A 16,683-nucleotide genomic window follows, 5' to 3' on the forward strand; every position below is an offset into this window, starting at 1 on the left:
CTGGAGTGCGGCGGCCCTCCGCCGCTTTCGGAGCGGGCCGCGGGCAACCGGCAATTTGCGGGTCACGCGGTGGGCGGGGATGGCCGCAAGCTGGAGGCCGGAGGCCGCCCCGAGTTCAGGGACCGCGGCGGGTGGAGTTGTCGGGTGGAAGTCTGCGGTGGTCGCGGTGGCGCGGTGTTCGAAAACGGCGGAGGGCTACCGCACTCCACGACGCTTCGCGACCCCCACAAGCCATCGGCACGCCGCTAGGTCTTGGACTGCGCCAGCCCCCTGGCGCTTTGCCACCGCGGCGTCCTTCCGCGTCGGGGGCGCATCCTTCTCCTCCCGCGTTCATTGAACCCTGGGGGAAAGCGGTAGAGGGCTACCGCACTCCACGACGCTTCGCGACCGAGAGGTCAGCCTTTGGCTCACGCCCAAATCCTCGGATGGAGCCCATGGACCTGCAGCTTCCGGTCTCCAGCCGCCGCCTCCAGCCCCGCCTCTCCTCACAATTGCCAGAAATCAAAGCCGGCTTCGCGGTAGGCGCGGGCGGGGAAGAATCCCTTCACATCCAGCAGCACGGGCGGGCGGCCGTTGCCAAGGCCACGCAGACGCTTGAGGGTGTATTCCTCGACCAGTTGCCGGTGCTTCACCGCCAGAATTACCGCGTCGTAAGGTCCCGACGCATCCACGTCCGCCACCAGACGAATCCCATACTCGGCCTCCACTTCATCCGGGTCCGCCAGAGGATCGTGCGGACGGCTCTCAATGCCGTACGCCCGCAGTTCCCGGTGGATGTCCACCACCCGCGTGTTCCGGATGTCCGGCACGTTCTCCTTGAAGGTCCATCCCAGGATCAACACCCGGGCCCCCTTCACCGCCCGGTCCGTGGCAATCAGACGCTTCACCGCCTGCTCCGCCACATGCTTGCCCATGGTGTCGTTGATCCGGCGTCCGGCGAGGATGACCTCCGGATGATACCCCAGGCTCTCCGCCTTGAAGGTGAGATAGTAGGGATCCACCCCAATGCAGTGGCCGCCCACCAGACCCGGACGAAACGGCAGGAAATTCCACTTGGTGCCCGCCGCCTCAAGAACGTCCAGGGTGTTGATGCCCTGCCGCTCGAAGATCAACGCCAGCTCGTTCATCAGGGCGATGTTGAGGTCGCGCTGCGTGTTCTCGATGACCTTGGCGGCTTCCGCAGTCTTGATGGTGGCCGCCACATGGACGCCCGCGCTGATCACCGCGCCGTACACGCGGGCCAGCAGGTCCGCCGTCGCCGGACCATCGCCGGCCACGACCTTGCGGATCTTGTCCACGGTGTGCTCGGTATCCCCGGGGTTGATGCGCTCCGGCGAATAGCCCGCAAAAAAATCCTCCCCCCACCGCAGCCCGCTCCCGGCCTCGATCAGCGGCAGACAGTCCTCCTCGGTGCAGCCGGGATAGACCGTGGATTCATAGACCACGGTGGTCCCCGGCTTCAGATGGCGTCCGATCATCCGCGAGGCACCCTGGAGAGGGCCCAGGTCCGGGAGCCGATGGCCGTCAATCGGCGTCGGCACGGTCACCAGGATCAGGCGGGCTTCGGACAGCACCGCCGGGTCGGTGGTGAACTCAACGGGGTGCCGCTGCAGCACCTCAGAAGTCAGCTCGCGCGTGCGATCCACGCCCCTTTTCAGCTCCTCAATGCGCACCGGGTTGATGTCGAGGCCGGTCACGCGGAAGCGCGACGCGAGGACCACGGCCAGTGGCAATCCCACGTATCCGAGACCGACAACGGCAATGCCCGCTTCGCGTGAGGCGAAGGCGTCGAAAGAGGCAGGTGCAGACACGAAGGAGGGCAGGAAGAATGGATAGCCTTCTGGGATGATACGCCCATTGACTGCCAAGCGGAGCCACAGCACCGCCAACAAACGACGCTAAGGGAGCCTGGCTACCCGGTTGAGACCCAGCAACATGTTATGTACAAAACATTTGGAGCCGGTGGTCGGGTTCGAACCGACGACCTGCTGTTTACGAAACAGCTGCTCTGCCACTGAGCTACACCGGCATTCCGGACGTCCCCGCAGGGGTGCCGTCCACCGCTGGCACGTTGAGGAAGTTGTTCGTGCCTCGCAAGCGACAAATCACTTGCGTGACTCCGCCGTGCGCGCCGATCGCGAACCGGGCCTGTGGCAACTTCACATGCGGACGGCTCGCGAGGACTCTCGCCCCACCCGGAGGCAGTCCTGATGGGTGAATTGGTGGAGGAGATTTGGGGTGACCCGGTGGGGTGAGGCTCCGCCGAGCCGTGCGCGCCAACCGCGAGATGGGCCTGTGGCGACTTCACATGCGGACGGCTCGCGAGGACTCTCGCCCCACCCGGAGGCAGTCCTGATGGGTGAATTGGTGGGGGAGATTTGGGGTGACCCGGTGGGGTGAGGCTCCGCCGAACCGTGCGCGCCAACCGCGAGATGGGCCTGTGGCGACTCCACACGCGGACGGCTCGCCGGAGGCTCCCCCACCCGGAGGCGGTCCTGATGGGTGAATTGGTGGAGGAGATTTGGGGTGACCCGGTGGGGTGAGGCTCCGCCGAACCGTGCGCGCCAACCGCGAACTGGGCCCGTGGTGACTCCACACGCGGACGGCTCGCCAGAGGCTTGCCCCACCGAGAGGGGGCACCGAAGGCGCTGAGTGAGTCGCGGCACCCAGCTCGATCCCGGCCGGGCAAACGATGCGACCCATGCTTCCCTGGAACTGCACTGTGCGCATCATGCCCGGGTGCCGCGGGTCATCCTGCACCTCGACATGGACGCCTTCTTCGCCTCCGTGGAACAGCGCGACCACCCGCCGCTGCGCGGACGCCCGGTGATCGTGGGATCACCCCCGGACCAGAGGGGAGTGGTCGCCGCCGCCAGCTACGAGGCCCGGAAGTTCGGCGTGCGCTCCGCAATGCCCAGTCGCACGGCGGGCCGGCTGTGTCCGGACGGGGTCTTTGTCCGTCCGCGCATGGACCGCTACCGGGAGGAGTCCCGGGAAATTTTCCGGCGGGTGCGCGAGACGGGGGTGGCCGTCGAGCAGGTCTCCGTGGACGAGGCCTATCTTGACGCCTCGGGACTGGTGAGTGCCTCCGGCGTGGGAGATCCCGAAGCGGCATTGCTGGCAGTCCTGTCCCTGGCCCGCGGATTGAAACAGCGGATCCAGGCCGAGCGCGGGCTCACGGCCAGTGTCGGCATTGCCTCGAACAAACTGCTGGCCAAGCTGGCCAGCGACCTGGCCAAACCCGATGGCCTGACGCTCATTCCGGACCGGGATCGCACCGCATTCCTGCGCCCCCTGCCCTGCCGCGCATTGCCGGGTGTCGGCACCGTGACCGCCGAAGTGCTGGCACGCGCTGGAATAACCACCATTGGCGACCTTCAGGACTTCCCCGGGGAACTCCAGTCCTTCGCCGGCTCCTTCGGCCCTACGCTGAAGCGCTTCGCCTTCGGTGATGACGACCGTCCGCTCGATCTCGGGGACACCGTGAAGAGCATCTCGAGCGAAAACACCTTCCTTTCCGACACCGCCGACCGCCCCACCCTGCGGGCCTGCCTGCGCGAACAGGCCGCGGAAATCGCCGGGAAGCTCCAACGGCATCAACTTGCCGCACGCACCGTGCAGGTGAAGGTCCGGTACGGCGACTTCACCACCCTCACCCGCCAGCACAGTGCCGGGGACCCGGTCTTCGAGGCCGCCGACCTTTACCGCCTCGCCTGCTGGCTCCTGGCGCGCGAGCATCTCGTGCACCGGCCCCTGCGCCTCCTCGGCCTTGGCGTCAGCAATCTCCTCGAACTCCAGTCGGTCCAGCTCCAGCTGAACCTCAATTGAGTTCCGCCAGGTTCCCGGCACCGGTAGCCTCGTCAGGAATGATCGAGGAGATCCTGCCCGCCGTTTTCCGCTGGTCGGCGTTCTCCCCGGCGCATCGGGTGGAGCTGACCGCCCACGCGGTGGGATCGGATGACGGGCTGCGGATCTTCGACCCCATCGTCCCGCCCTCCGAAGTGGCGCTACCCCGGTCGTCCGGCGACCGGGTCCTCCTGACCAACGAAAATCATGAACGCGCCGCCGCCGCCTGGCTGGCCGAAGGGGTCCCGGTGTGGTGTTCGCCGGAAGCCGGGACAACCCAGCCGGGAATTCAACGGTGGGGGGCCGGCGCGGACGCGAACCCGGACGCGGACCCGGCTCCGGGTTGGATCCGCATTCCCCTTGCAGGCGGCCCTCCGGGTGAGACCGCATTCCTCCTCCCGAAGCGGTCCCTGATGATCTTCGGGGACGCCGTGGTGAACCTTCCGGGGCGCGGGCTGGAGATCCTGCCGGACCAGTACTGCCGCGATTCTCGCCTCCTCCGCGAATCCCTGCGCGGGCTGCCCGATTTCGATCACGCGATGTTTGCCCATGGCGAGCCGTTGCTCGCTGCGGCGGGACGGCGCGTCGCCTCACTCTTGTAAAGCCCGGACCGGCAAGTAGCGTCCACGCCACGCAATGTCGCCGCTGCCGTACGAACTCGCCCTGGCCCTGCGATACCTCCGGCCCAAGCGCACCTTCGTCTCGGTCATCACCCTCATTTGCATCCTTGGCGTGGCCCTGGGGGTGGCGGTGCTCATCATCGTCATTTCGGTGATGACGGGGTTCGGGATCCAGTTGCGGGAACGGCTCACCGGTTTCAGCGCCCACGTCCGGGTCGAACTGGCGGGGCCGGGCGCGATGACCCAGTGGCGTCCGCTGATGGAGCGGATCGCGAACCAGCCGGGCGTCCGCGGCGCGGCGCCGTACGTGAACGCCCAGGTGCTGGTCGAAACGCAACCGGAGGACGGCCGCTCCTCCCACGTGTTCGGCGTCATTGCCCGCGGCGTGGACCCGGAACTCGAGGACCGGGTCTCGGACATCCGCCGCAACCTGGTCCAGGGCGAATTTCGCCTTTCCCCCAAAAGCGTGCTCGTTCCCTCCAGGCTCGCACGGGAGCACGGAATCCGGGTGGGCGACCGGCTCGACGTGTATTCGGTCCCGTCCTTCCGACGGATGCGCGAGGCGCAGCGTCGTCAGGAGGAGGAGGTGGTCACCGGGGACGAATACTGGGTGCGAGGGCTGCTCGACCTGGGATTGGAGGATCTGAACACCACCGTCGTGGTCACCTCGCTGACGGACGGCATGGACCTCTGGGGCGAGGGGGAGGGCGTGCAGGGGCTGGCCGTGATGCTGGACGACCCCGGGGAGGTGGCGACCGACCGCATGACCCGTCAGCTCCAGGAAGCGCTGGGTCCCGGGTACTCGGTCGGCAACTGGCTGACGGGCAACCGCGATTTCCTGGATGCACTCACCACCGAGAAGGCCCTGATGTTCTACATCCTGTTCTTCATCGTGATCGTCGCCGCGTTCGGGAACATGAGTGCGCTCATCACCTTCGTCGTGCAGAAGACGCGCGAGATCGGCGTCCTGAAGGCCCTGGGCGCACGGCCGTCCAGCGTCGCCATGCTGTTCCTTGGACAAAGCGCGGTGGTGGGCGTGCTGGGCGTCGCCAGCGGCTTCGTCCTGGGCATGCTGGCGCTGCGCTACCGGAATGAGTTCCTGCACTTCATGAATGCACGGCTGGGCTTTGACCTGTTTCCATCCTCCATCTATCAGTTCATGGATCTGCCGGCGCGGATCGTCCCTTCGGACGTGGCGATCATCTGCGGCGGCTCGCTGGTCATCTGCCTGATGGCGGGAGTGCTCCCGGCCCTGCGCGCCGCATGGCTCCAGCCCGTCCAGGCCCTGCGCAATGAGTAATCCCTGCCTTCAGGCCACCGGACTCCGCCGGATCTACGCGATCGGCCACCGGACCCTTGAGGTCCTTCGCGGGGTGGACCTCACGGTGGAACACGGCGAGTTCGTTGCCCTCTGCGGCGCCTCCGGCGCGGGCAAGAGCACCCTGCTGCACCTGCTCGGCGGACTGGATCGTCCCGATGCCGGAGAGGTGCGGTTTCAAGGGACGTCCCTGGGGCGGATGTCCTCGTCGGCGCTGCCCGCGTTCCGCAACCGCCATGTCGGGTATGTCTTCCAGTCGTATCACCTGCTCCCGGAGCTCGACGCCCTGGAGAACGTGGCCCTGCCCGCGCGTATGGCCCGGCACCCCTTTGGCGAGGCGATCGGTCGGGCGCGGGAGCTGCTGCGGCGCGTGGGTTTGGGCGACCGGCTGGACCATCTGCCCCAGGAGCTCTCCGGCGGGGAGCAGCAACGGGTCTGCCTCGCACGCAGCCTGGTCAATGGTCCGCAATTGATCCTGGCCGACGAACCCACCGGCAACCTCGATTCGCGAACGGGCGAGGAAATCCTCCAGCTGTTGCTCGAGCTGCGTCAGGAGCTCGGAACGACGCTCGTGATCGCCACGCACGACACCCGGGTCGCCGCGCATGCGGGTCGGGTGGTCGCGATGGCCGACGGGCGGATCATGGACTCCGCAACGGAGGAACCGCTCGCAAACGACGCTTGGGATCGGCTGACGTAGGCGCGGGCCGGCACGCATCCCGCACCGGACGCCCGTGGCGGCATCCCGCAACCTCCGGGAATGTTCCCGGTGCGGATCCGGCTCAGAAGCGGCGCAGATTCCGCGGCGGGTTCGCGGGCCTTGGGGGGGGCGGCGTGTTGGTGCGGAAGGCGGACCGCAGGAGCCAGTGGCGCTTGAGCAGCGTCTCGATGCTGACGGCCAGCGACCCGACGCTTCGGGTGAGCTCATTGGCGTCGGCCAGCAGGTTGGTGTTCTGCTGGAGCTGGAGGTTCACATTGCTCAGCGCGAGGCCGACATCCGCCATGCGCCCGTTGAGGTTGCTCAAGGTGAGCGCAATGGGGCCCGTGCCCGGGTTCAGATTGGACAGGGTCAGCGTGAGCTGGGACGCCACAGGGGTGGGCACCAGCAGGTCGCCGAGGCCCCCGGGGGTGTTGAGCGCGGGACGCAGATCGCCAAGCAACCCGTTCATCTGCTCGACGGTGGCGTCCAGTTTCGGGATCGCGGCATTCATCTCATCGGTCATCAAGGCCAGGTTGCCGAGCACCTTCCCCAGTTCATTGGTGAGCGCGAACACCTGCGGCAACGCCTCGCTGACGGTGGTGGCAATCTCCGCGAGGCGGCTCTGAAGCGGCTGGGTCTCCACGGACTGAAGCCAGAAGCCGTTGCCCACCTCGTCCAGCGGACGGTAGGTGCGCTGGGTGATCGTCGGGTCGAACAGAAAGTCATCCGACAGCATCCGCACCGGCTCCCCGGCCACGCGCTTCACCGTCGCCTCCCCCTCGCTGCCCCGGGTGATCTCCAGCGTGCGCGTCCCGAGAAAATCGCCCCCGCCGATCCGGACCCGCGAATCCGTCCAGATGTAGCCGTCGTAGGGTTTCCGCACATTGAATCCGAGGAACACATAGAATCGGTTGGCGACAAACCACTCGTCGGGCGGTCCCTGATCAATGTGCGTCACCTCACCCACCGTGAAGCCCATCATCGTGACGGGCGTGCCCACCCGCAGTCCGGTCACCTCGCCCACAAACGTGTAATAGGGAAATTTGGGAACAAACCAGCCGCGCTCCCGCGCGGTGTGGCGGACGAAATACACCAGGCCGGCCAGCATCAGGAGGACCGTCAGCAGCAGAAAGAGGCCGACCAGTCGCTCGACGCGGCCAAGCCGTGTGCGCAACTGGGGGGTGAGATCTTGGAGGGCCATGTTCTGGGAACAGCAAGGACGCCCGGTCGTGGAAGGTCAACCCCCGGACCCGCGGTCGCCGGAGTTCCCCGGATTCAGGGTGCGAAGCCTGTGGTCGCCGACCTCCGCAAACTGACGTCCCAGCCCCGCCCAAGGTTGGGCCTCATCCACCGTGGTCACGAGGGTGATGGGGCGTGTGGACACCGGCGCATGCCCGGCGGCCAACGCGGTGAGGAACTGACGCCACCACCGGGCATGGTCCGGGTCCATGCCGGCGGTCGGATTGTCGAGCAGGAGCACCTCCGGACCCAGGGCCAGCGCCCGGCCGAGGGCCACCCGTTGCATCCAGGCGCGCCCGATCCGGCCGGCCGGTGCCGCCGCGAGCCGGTCGAGCGCCAGCGCGGCGCGCAGCGGGGCGGTCGCCTCAACCGCCTCATCCATCCGCAGCCCGTCGTGGTAGCTCACCGGCAGGGCGATGTTCTCGGCCACGGACAACTGCCCGAACATCCGTCCGCCGCCATCGAACACCATCCCCACCCGTCGTCGCAGGGGCCCACGTCCGGTGGCGGGACCCGTTCCCCCGGCGACGAGCTGCCCGAACCACCGGAGCTCCCCGCCGGCGCACGGGCGGATCCCGGCCAGCGTCTCCAGCAACAGACTTTTGCCGGACCCATGAAGACCGCTCAGGATCCAGAAATCTCCCGCCTGGACCTGCCACGTCACTCCCGTAAGCACCGGTTCGGCGTCGGGCTCCCACGCAATGCGCGCGCCGACCAGTTCGATGACCGCCGGCGTGCTCATGCGAAGGTCAACATCTGGACGACGAGGAAACCGGCGTCGAGGACGAGAAAGGCCACCACGCTCTCCGCCACGGTGCGCGTCGCCGCCCCGGGTACTTCCTCAAGCCGCAGGGGGCGTGCCAGCCCCTGGTAGCAGGCGATCAGCGCACCGGTGGCGCCAAAGGCCAGCGACTTGGCCGCCAGCATCGGGAAATCCTGCCAACGCAGGGCGCCGGCGATCTCGGCGAAATAGCGCCCGAGCGGCAGCGCCACGTTGGCCGCGGCGGACACCATCCAGCCCGACACGAGCGCAAACAGCAGCAGGTACACACTGAGGGCGAACACGGCCACCGTGATGCCGACCACCCGTGGGAGCACGAGGTAGTGGATCGGGTCAATGCCCAGGGCCTCCAGCGCCTCGACTTCGCCGAGCGCCCGGGCCGTGCCGAGTTCGACCACCGTCGGGGTGCCCACGCGGGCCAGCACCACCAGCGCCGCCGTCAGCGGCGCCAGCTCCCGCACCAGCACGGTGACCACCAGGTTTCCAATCAATTGCGGCTGTCCCACCTGGTGCAGCAGCCGCTGGGTCTGGCCGATGAACAACAGCCCGACCGCCAGCCCAATGAAGGCCACAATCGGCAGCAGTCTGACACCCGCCCGGATGATCTGCTCCCGGATCCGCGGTCGCACGACGGTCGGTGCCATCCCGAACTGGGTGACGGTCACCCCCAGGGTGATCAACGTGAACGCACCGATCTGCCGCACCGTGTCCACCTGCCGCAGCACCCGCCGGCCCATCCGGCCAAGCAGCGCGTCCAACCATCGAACGGGAGCGAACACGCCGGCAGGCTAGACCGGCGGCCCACGCACGGCGAGCCCCGGGAAAGGACGGAAGCATCCGGCCGCCGCCCAGTTCGATTCCCGGATCGCGCGTAACCATTCCCCGCGGCCGGCGTCACTATGGGCGACTATGAACCGCCGCGCCGTCCTAATCACCGTGGCCGCCTCCCTGGTGGCCGCCTATGCCGGCCGCCTAGCCTGGAGGGCTCACCGGGACGTGGTGAGCCTGCAGGCGTATGACCTGCCGCTGCGCGACGTTGTCCGGAAGCTGAAGTGGCAGACCTGGGAATCCATTGAGGTCAGCAAGGATCTGGACGGCCGGGTCAATCTCAACGTGACCGACCAGCCACTCACCGTGGTGCTCGACCTCGTTGCCGAGCAGGTGAACTCCCAGTGGGCGGTGGCCTACCCCCTCTACACGACCCGCGACCGGTTGAAGACCGCCCGCCGGGTGGCTGCCGGGACCGCCCCACAACCAGCACCGGGCTGGACCAACTGGAACGCGCGTCCGAATTTCGCCGCGATGGCCGCCCGCATCCAGGCGGCCCTCGACGGGGCGGACGCTTCGACGAACTCGGGCCCGATGGGATTGGGTTTCGGCGGCGGACCCGGCGGCCCGGGCGGGCCGTTCGAGGGCGGCGCCGCGTTGCGCCCCGTGACCGTGGAATGGCGGGAGGCCGCACCCCTTGAGGCTGCCCAGTCCCTTCGTCAGTTTGGCCGGGTGAAGGTGGTTCCCGAGGATGGCACCCAGTTGCGCATCAACCTGACCTTGAAGGAAGCCCCGATGGACACCGCCGTCGCAAAACTGGCCAAGGCCTCGAACCGCAAGTGGGCCAAGTTTTATGCCTTGGAACCGCAGCGCCGACGCGAACGTCCGTCCGAGGAGGATCGCGAGCAATTTGCCCAGCGCATGCCCAATCCGGAACAGATGCGCGCCCGCTTTGAGCAGATGGCCCAGGATCCGGGCTTTCAGGAACGCATGGAACAACGCCAGATCCGTTCGCTGTTGAACTCCACCCCGATGCAGCGCGCCGAGCGCGACCAGCGCCGCCGCGGCGGCGGTGGTGGCGGTGGCGGCCGTGGGGGTCCCCGCTGAACGCCGCCCTCCCCTCTCCATCCATGAAGACCCAAATCCAACCGGCCGCGCGCGGCTTCACCCTGATCGAGCTGCTCGTCGTCATTGCCATCATCGCCATCCTTGCAGGCATGCTGATGCCGGCCCTCGCCAAGGCCCAACGCAAGGCCAAGGAAGTCGCCTGCGTCAACAACCTGCGCCAACTGGGCATCGCCGTCGTCACCTACGCCGGCGACAATCGGGACCGCCTGCCGGCCGCCGAGCGGGTGCCCTCCATGCCAACCAATCCGGCCGACCCCGATCCGCGGATCTGTGACGTGCTGGCCCCGTACGTGGGCCGGACCGCGACCACCAACCTGCCGTCGAATTCCGTGTTCAAGTGCCCCCAGGACTTCACCGCCACCAATGGAGTGATCACCCGCTTTGGCTGGTACACCCGCGAGGGCTCCAGCTACGAATGGCCCGAGGAATTGAACGGGCGCACCATCGGCCTGCGCGGACGCCGCAGGATGGCGTCGCTGGACTTCGCGCGGCAGCGCCTCATGTACGACTACCAGCCCTGGCATTCCGGCGGCGTTTCCGGCGGGATGAATGCGGTTTACGCCGACGGACACGTCTCGATGTTGAAGTGATCACTCCCCGCGCCCGACAGCGGACGACGCCACCGTGGAATCCACGGTGCCGTCCCTGAGGCGGGTGCGCAGCCGGTCCCCGGCGGACACCGCCGAGGCGGCACGAACCACCCGGCCGGTCTCCGCTGCAAACGTGATCGAGTAGCCTCGCTCCAGCACCCGTTCCGGAGACAACAGCCGCAGTCCCGAGGCCAGACGGTCCAGACGCGACCGCAGGGGTTCGAGCCGCCCCCGGGGCGCGGCGGCAAGCCGCCGGTGCCACTCCGACAAGTCCTTCTGGCGCCGGGACAGCACTGCGGACGGCCGTACCGCCAGAAGGCGTTGCCGGACGGTCTCCAGACGGCGGCAACGATCGAGGAACAGCCGGCGCGTCATGCGCCGAAGCGCCTCCCACGATTCGTCCAAACGCTGGGTGCGTTCGGAGAGCTCCCGACGCGGATGCCGCCGGAGCAGCCGGCGCGAGCCGCCTGCCACGGCCTCGATCCATTCATCGAGATGGCGCCGCGCCAGCCAGCGAAGCCGGCGGCCGCCCTCGGCCACACGGGTCCGGCTGTCCACATACGCCGCCGTCAGGATTTCCGCGGCAGCGCTCGGGGTTGCCGCCCGCAGGTCGGCAACGAAATCCGCAATCGTGAAGTCCACCTCGTGCCCCACGGCCGAGATCACCGGAATCGCGGAGGCGACGATGGCCCGCGCCACCATCTCCTCATTGAAGGCCCACAGGTCTTCGATGGACCCGCCGCCGCGGGTGAGCAGGACGACATCCAGCGGCGCCACGGTCAGGGAAAACTCGTTGAGGCGGGCAATGGCCTGCGCGATCTCCGAGGCCGCCCCGTCCCCCTGCACGCGCACCGGAACGAGCATCAGCTCCAGCCCGGCGTACCGACGGGTCACGACGTGCAGGACATCGCGGATCGCCGCGCCCGCAGGGGACGTGACGAGTCCCACCCGGCGGGGGAAGCGGGGAATGGGACGCTTCCGCTCCGGATCGAACAACCCCTCGCCGGCCAGCCGGGCCTTCAGCCGCTCAAATGCCGCCTGCAGGGCGCCGACGCCTTCCAGTTCGACGGACAGCACCCGGAGCTGGTACTGGCCCCGCGGCTCGTAAACGGTGACCTCCCCGCAGATCACCACATGGGCGCCGTCGCGAAGCACCTCCGGCACCGCCGCCCCCTTCCTGCCGAATCGCACGCAACTCACCTGGCAGCGGGCGTCCTTGAGCACGAAGTAGGCGTGACCACTGGGCTGGAGACGGAAATTCGAGATCTCCCCGCCCACGGTGACCGTGCCAAATGCCTCCTCGAGTTCCCGGCGGATTCCCGCCGTAAGTTCAGACACCGTGAGGACCTTCCTCGTTCCCGGGACCGGATCCGGATCCGCCCCGATCGGGGACGACACTGGAGGCGGAGGCGGGGGCGTCTCCTCACGCGGGGGTGTCCGGGCGGCGGGGCGGGCGAAAAGATCCCCAAAGTCCCACTGGCTATTTTGTTTCCGGGGCATCGTCTGCTGGCCAGGGAACTCTCTCACCCGTCGCATCGGAGCGGTAGCCTGAACGTGCCGCTTCGCGAACGACAGCCACCTGGTCGGACTGCAACTGGGCCAGCAGACGCTCCACCGCTGCATTGCCGGGCGGGATCCCCAGAAGGGCCCGGGCCACCTCGCTACGGATCACCGGGTCGGCATCCGTGGCCAGCGTCTCGAGCCAGGGCAGCAGGCTCACCGGAACCGGCCAGTCCATGCAGGCAAACTGGACGGCAAACCGCCGGTTGGCCCCCCGGGGATTCAGTGCCGCCTCCATCAACGACTGCCGGACCGCCGGCATCTTCGGAATCTCGATGAGCACCGGCCCCAGCACGATGGCGCGCTCGCGGGCCCCCGGGTACCGGGGAACCACCGCACGGATCCGCTCGGGCAGCAACCGGCGGGCACCGTCCCACACCGGAGCCACCGGGGATTCGGGCCGGGTGAACCTGCGGATCAACGCCTGCTGCCCGGCGTACGAGAGCGGCCAGTCGGGCCACCGGGCGTCGCTCCGCATGCGGGTTTCATGGAAGTCACGCACCCACCGCGAAGCCTCCCGCTCCACTGCGGACGACCGGAGGAAGCCATAGGCAACAACCGCCACGACCAGCATCGCCGCGCCCGCGGACAGCACCGGCCGCAGTCGCCACCACGTCCTCCGGGAGCCGGAAGCATCGCATTCAGCCCCTTCCGCCCGGGTTGCCGGCGGTTCCTGGCTCACGGCTCCATCAAGGGTTCCGCAATGCGCTCGATCCGGCGCGCGCGTCCGGTGTCGTCCTCCAGGTCCAGCAGGCATCCGTGCAAAACCACCCGGGTCCCGCAGACGCCAAATCTCTGCGGCGTCTGCCTGAGAAACCGCTCCACGACCGGGCGCCATTCGCGGCCGAGGACGCCGTCGTGCCCGCCGGTAAACCCCGCGTCGGTCAGACAGGCCGTCCCCCCGGGCAGGATGCGTTCGTCCGCCGTCTGCACATGGGTGTGGGTGCCGATGATGGCGCTGACCTGTCCATCCAGGTGCCAGCCCAGCGCAATCTTCTCCGAGGTGGCCTCCGCATGGAAATCCACCAGGATCACCGGGGTTTGCACCCGGGCCTGTCGCGCGAGTTCCGAACCCGCGACAAAGGGATTCTCCAGGGCCGCCATGAAGGTTCGCCCCTGAAGATTGATCACGGCCAGCGGGGCGCATCCGGGCGTTTCGGCGACCGTCCACCCCCGGCCGGCCACCCCCGCCGGATAATTCGCCGGACGCACAAACCGGGGCTCCGCATCCAGCAGTTGCAGCACCTCCTTCTGATCCCAGAGATGGTCGCCGCAAGTCACGACATCCACACCGGCGTCGAACAGCTCACCGGCGGTTGCCGGAGTGATGCCGGCGCCCCCGGCCGAATTCTCCCCATTGGCAACGACGTAGTGAACGTGCAGCCGTTGCCGAAGCCCCGGCACCAACTGCCGGACCGCACGGCGTCCGGGCTCGCCAACGACGTCTCCGACAAACAGCACGCGCACCGGCGGAGCCTGCGTCAGCGGCCGGGAAAGGCAATCCGCGGTGGTGCCGCAGTTTCGGGGCTCGCCTGCCAGGATTCCCCAATGCTATGCCGCGGGCGTGTGCGGACGTTACTCGCTGACGCTCCAGGGGCGGACCGTGGTCCAGGACGAACTGGCCGAAGTACGGATCCAGCTGCGGAGTCTGCAGCCGCGATTCAACATCGCGCCCGGCCAGACGGCACCCGTGTTTCGCATCGAGGAGGGATCCCTCAAGGTGGCCACACTCCGCTGGGGCCTGGTCCCATCGTGGGCGAAGGATGAGAAGTTCGCGTTTCAATGCATCAACGCCCGCGCGGAAACCGTGGCCACCAAGCCCGCCTTTCGCAGTGCGTTTCGCAGGCGCCGGTGCCTCGTTCCGGCCGACGGATTCTACGAATGGGAGGTCGCGGCGGAGGGCAAACGTCCGTGGCGGTTCACGCGCCCGGACGGCGCGGTGTTCGAATTCGCGGGCCTCTGGGAGGCGTGGCGCGATCCGGCGGGCGACGGAGCACCGATCGAAACGTTCACCGTGCTCACCACCACTCCCAACAGCCTGGCCGCCCGGGTGCATGACCGGATGCCGGTGATCCTTTCCGGCCCCGGGGCCCACACCTGGCTCGACCCGGATGCATCTCCGGATGCCCTGCTCTCCCTGCTGAAGCCGGCACCCGACCCATTGCTGACCGTCTCCCGGGTCTCGACCTACGTGAACAACAGCCGCCACGAAGGTCCCTCCTGCATCGAACCCGAATCCGGGTGAGGATTCGCGGACAGGCGACGGGATCATCTTCGGCTGCGGCCCGGGAGAGGCGTTCCCCGGCCGGTGCGGTGGAGTTCGAATTCGTGGCGAAAAGGGTTGGAGTCTGACCGCAGGTGCGTGTGACAATGCCGCAATTCATGAAACGAGACCAACTCATCCCACCCATCATCGCCGGACTGAGCCTTCTGGCTCTGCCCGTGTGCGCGCAACCCGTGGACCCCTCCGATGTCGGACTGACAGCCCGCACCGGCACGCTCTACGTCAACCAGGATCACAACAACAACACGGTTTCCTCCCTCGGCGTCGGCATCACTTCCAATCAGGATGTCGTCGTCGGGTTCGAGGATGATCACAGCCCCGGGACCGTCATCGGCCACTGGGCCGCCGCCTGGACTCTCTACGATCGTGATGGATCCCGCCTCACCCCGGAGATCACGGTTTCCAGCACCAACCCCGAGCTGGCCTCCCAGCCGCCCACCTCCATTGATACCTATTATCGGGCCTTCTTCCGCGCCGACGGCACTCCCACCCCCGCACGCACCGCCTGGGGTCCCAAAATCAAGGCCAACCCCTTCGGCCCCGGCTTCGGCATGGGCGCCACCGCCTATGCCGTCCGCGATCCCATCAGCGCCACCGGCTTCAACGGCCCGGGCAATGAGATCGCCCATCTCTTCCCCATCAACTATGACCTGAGTCTCAACGGTGAAGGGCTCCGCGTCGGCGCCGCCTTCGCCCCCGTCCAGCTCGTCAACAACGACGGCACCTCCGCGGGCCTGACCCTCGCCGGCGGCACCGAGGACGATTACGCCCCCGAGGGCGCCGTCCGCATCGCCGACTGGCACTACCTCGCCAACGGCAACATCGTCATCGTCAATGAATCCCGTCAGGCCGCCGATCACGCCCTCACCGGGCAGGAATCCGGCAACGTGACCACCTACCGCGTTGTCAGACCCGATGGCGGGGAGGTCCAGCCCTGGTCGGCCGTCTCCTCCGCCCCGGGACCCTCCGACATGTGGCACGGCGTCGCCGTCACCGCGAATGGCTTTGCCATCCGCTGGGGGTTCAATGGCGGCTCCGGCCAGCGCACCACCCTGCGCTTCTTCGACAACGACGGCGTCCCCGTCTCCGAGAACGTGGACCTCGCCGACGCCATCGAGGTGCCCGAGGCCGCCGCCGGCGGCCGCGGGGATGGCACCGGGTTCCAGGGCAACGGTGCCGACGCCTACGTCTATGCCGCCACCGCCGGCGGCCTTCTTCACCTCTCCGTCCTCAACGCCGACGGCTCCCTGCGCTGGTCGCGTCCCGTGGCCGATGAGGGCGATGAGAACCCTCCCAACACCGATCGCGTTGACGCCGCCATCGCGCCCGATGGCCGGGTCATCGTCGTGTTCGATGCCAGCAACCAGTACCCCGACTTCCCGGACTCGGGCCGCGTGGTTTTCGGCCGGATGTTCACCGCCACCGGCCAGGCCGTCGGCCCGATCTTCCGGGTCAGCGAAAAGCCCGGCGAATACCCGCCCGAAGCCCTCGGCCTGTCCCGGCATCCGCGCGTCGCCTGGCGCGGGGACACCATCGCCATCGTCTGGGAATCCCGCGGAAACAGTGACATCACCCCCAACAACATCGCTGCCCTCCGCATCTTCGATGCCGACGCGTCGGTGGTGCCCGGGACCATCGCCATTGGCGCCCCGCAGGTTGCCGACGGCAGCCTCACGTTCACCTGGTCCGGCGGAAATCCCCCGTTCACCGTCCAGCGCCGTTCCCCACTCAGTGGAACCTGGCAGGACGCCGCCACCAACCTGGAGGTCCGGTCCTACTCCACCCAGACCGCCGGTGACGAATCGTACTTCCGCGTAATTGGCGGACCCTGATCCATCGGACTTCACGA

General features: G+C 67.9%; 16 protein-coding genes and 1 tRNA gene. 9 read left to right on the plus strand and 8 right to left on the minus strand.

Annotated features, from left to right (window positions below):
- On the plus strand, nucleotides 1–249 hold a 249-nt coding region (locus KF791_14200; protein ID MBX3733733.1), incomplete at its 5' end, for a hypothetical protein.
- Nucleotides 250–485: 236 nt separating this feature from the next.
- On the opposite strand, the gene KF791_14205 is transcribed toward KF791_14200, so the two are convergent.
- Both KF791_14205 and KF791_14210 read right to left on the minus strand, forming a co-directional pair.
- Nucleotides 486–1,763: a nucleotide sugar dehydrogenase gene (locus tag KF791_14205; protein ID MBX3733734.1), complete on the minus strand. Its 1,278-nt coding sequence runs from the start codon at nucleotides 1,761–1,763 to the stop codon at nucleotides 486–488.
- Nucleotides 1,764–1,954: 191 nt separating this feature from the next.
- Nucleotides 1,955–2,029 (minus strand) — tRNA-Thr (locus tag KF791_14210).
- 710 nt (nucleotides 2,030–2,739) lie between these two features.
- Between KF791_14210 and dinB the strand changes: the two genes are divergently transcribed.
- The 4 genes from dinB to KF791_14230 are packed head-to-tail and all read left to right on the plus strand — an operon-like array spanning nucleotide 2,740 to nucleotide 6,484.
- Complete coding sequence (gene dinB, locus KF791_14215; protein MBX3733735.1) at nucleotides 2,740–3,828, plus strand: DNA polymerase IV; 1,089 nt, start codon at nucleotides 2,740–2,742, stop codon at nucleotides 3,826–3,828.
- A 38-nt stretch (nucleotides 3,829–3,866) separates the two neighbouring features.
- The gene (locus KF791_14220) at nucleotides 3,867–4,448 is read left to right on the plus strand and encodes a hypothetical protein (GenBank protein ID MBX3733736.1); all 582 of its coding nucleotides are present in this window, start codon (nucleotides 3,867–3,869) and stop codon (nucleotides 4,446–4,448) included.
- Nucleotides 4,449–4,482: 34 nt separating this feature from the next.
- On the plus strand, nucleotides 4,483–5,766 hold the full coding sequence (locus tag KF791_14225) for an ABC transporter permease (protein ID MBX3733737.1): 1,284 nt from the start codon (nucleotides 4,483–4,485) through the stop codon (nucleotides 5,764–5,766).
- Nucleotides 5,759–6,484, plus strand: a complete 726-nt coding sequence (locus KF791_14230) for an ABC transporter ATP-binding protein (GenBank protein MBX3733738.1) — start codon at nucleotides 5,759–5,761, stop codon at nucleotides 6,482–6,484. Before KF791_14225 ends, KF791_14230 begins: the two co-directional genes overlap by 8 nt.
- Nucleotides 6,485–6,566: 82 nt before the next feature.
- On the opposite strand, the gene KF791_14235 is transcribed toward KF791_14230, so the two are convergent.
- The 3 genes from KF791_14235 to KF791_14245 are packed head-to-tail and all read right to left on the minus strand — an operon-like array spanning nucleotide 6,567 to nucleotide 9,283.
- Nucleotides 6,567–7,685, minus strand: coding sequence for an MCE family protein (locus KF791_14235; GenBank protein MBX3733739.1), 1,119 nt, complete (start codon nucleotides 7,683–7,685; stop codon nucleotides 6,567–6,569).
- Nucleotides 7,686–7,721: 36 nt separating this feature from the next.
- Entirely contained in the window at nucleotides 7,722–8,465 is a 744-nt protein-coding gene (locus KF791_14240) for an ATP-binding cassette domain-containing protein (protein MBX3733740.1), read from the minus strand.
- Nucleotides 8,462–9,283, minus strand: a complete 822-nt coding sequence (locus KF791_14245; protein MBX3733741.1) for an ABC transporter permease — start codon at nucleotides 9,281–9,283, stop codon at nucleotides 8,462–8,464. Before KF791_14245 ends, KF791_14240 begins: the two co-directional genes overlap by 4 nt.
- A 130-nt stretch (nucleotides 9,284–9,413) precedes the next feature.
- On the opposite strand from KF791_14245, the gene KF791_14250 reads away from it, so the two are divergent.
- The gene (locus KF791_14250; protein ID MBX3733742.1) at nucleotides 9,414–10,379 is read left to right on the plus strand and encodes a hypothetical protein; all 966 of its coding nucleotides are present in this window, start codon (nucleotides 9,414–9,416) and stop codon (nucleotides 10,377–10,379) included.
- A gap of 23 nt (nucleotides 10,380–10,402) precedes the next feature.
- Nucleotides 10,403–10,990 (plus strand): type II secretion system protein, encoded by a 588-nt coding sequence (locus KF791_14255; GenBank protein MBX3733743.1) that lies wholly within the window; start codon nucleotides 10,403–10,405, stop codon nucleotides 10,988–10,990.
- Here KF791_14255 and xseA read toward each other — a convergent pair whose 3' ends face one another.
- The 3 genes from xseA to KF791_14270 form a co-directional block, all read right to left on the minus strand.
- Nucleotides 10,991–12,328, minus strand: a complete 1,338-nt coding sequence (xseA, locus tag KF791_14260; GenBank protein MBX3733744.1) for an exodeoxyribonuclease VII large subunit — start codon at nucleotides 12,326–12,328, stop codon at nucleotides 10,991–10,993.
- A 142-nt stretch (nucleotides 12,329–12,470) separates the two neighbouring features.
- Nucleotides 12,471–13,232 carry a HEAT repeat domain-containing protein gene (locus tag KF791_14265; GenBank protein MBX3733745.1) on the minus strand — a complete coding sequence of 254 codons (762 nt, stop codon included), beginning with the start codon at nucleotides 13,230–13,232 and terminating at the stop codon, nucleotides 12,471–12,473.
- Nucleotides 13,229–14,017 (minus strand): TIGR00282 family metallophosphoesterase, encoded by a 789-nt coding sequence (locus KF791_14270; protein ID MBX3733746.1) that lies wholly within the window; start codon nucleotides 14,015–14,017, stop codon nucleotides 13,229–13,231. The genes KF791_14265 and KF791_14270 overlap by 4 nt, the downstream gene beginning before the upstream one ends.
- Before the next feature lie 115 nt (nucleotides 14,018–14,132).
- Here KF791_14270 and KF791_14275 point away from each other — a divergent pair, with 115 nt between their 5' ends.
- Both KF791_14275 and KF791_14280 read left to right on the plus strand, forming a co-directional pair.
- Nucleotides 14,133–14,795 (plus strand): SOS response-associated peptidase, encoded by a 663-nt coding sequence (locus tag KF791_14275; protein ID MBX3733747.1) that lies wholly within the window; start codon nucleotides 14,133–14,135, stop codon nucleotides 14,793–14,795.
- 137 nt (nucleotides 14,796–14,932) lie between these two features.
- The gene (locus KF791_14280; GenBank protein MBX3733748.1) at nucleotides 14,933–16,666 is read left to right on the plus strand and encodes a hypothetical protein; all 1,734 of its coding nucleotides are present in this window, start codon (nucleotides 14,933–14,935) and stop codon (nucleotides 16,664–16,666) included.
- Nucleotides 16,667–16,683 lie beyond the last annotated feature (17 nt).

It is taken from the genome of Verrucomicrobiia bacterium (assembly GCA_019634635.1).
In the GTDB taxonomy this organism is placed as follows: domain Bacteria; phylum Verrucomicrobiota; class Verrucomicrobiia; order Limisphaerales; family UBA9464; genus UBA9464.

What these genes read in the sequence shown, in the direction of transcription:
- KF791_14220 (MBX3733736.1), top strand. Translation starts at nt 3,867, where the DNA reads ATGATCGAGGAGATCCTGCCCGCCGTTTTCCGCTGGTCGGCGTTCTCC.
- KF791_14280 (MBX3733748.1), top strand. Translation starts at nt 14,933, where the DNA reads ATGAAACGAGACCAACTCATCCCACCCATCATCGCCGGACTGAGCCTT.
- KF791_14250 (MBX3733742.1), top strand. Translation starts at nt 9,414, where the DNA reads ATGAACCGCCGCGCCGTCCTAATCACCGTGGCCGCCTCCCTGGTGGCC.
- KF791_14230 (MBX3733738.1), top strand. Translation starts at nt 5,759, where the DNA reads ATGAGTAATCCCTGCCTTCAGGCCACCGGACTCCGCCGGATCTACGCG.
- KF791_14225 (MBX3733737.1), top strand. Translation starts at nt 4,483, where the DNA reads ATGTCGCCGCTGCCGTACGAACTCGCCCTGGCCCTGCGATACCTCCGG.
- KF791_14235 (MBX3733739.1), bottom strand. Translation starts at nt 7,685, where the DNA reads ATGGCCCTCCAAGATCTCACCCCCCAGTTGCGCACACGGCTTGGCCGC.
- KF791_14255 (MBX3733743.1), top strand. Translation starts at nt 10,403, where the DNA reads ATGAAGACCCAAATCCAACCGGCCGCGCGCGGCTTCACCCTGATCGAG.
- KF791_14240 (MBX3733740.1), bottom strand. Translation starts at nt 8,465, where the DNA reads ATGAGCACGCCGGCGGTCATCGAACTGGTCGGCGCGCGCATTGCGTGG.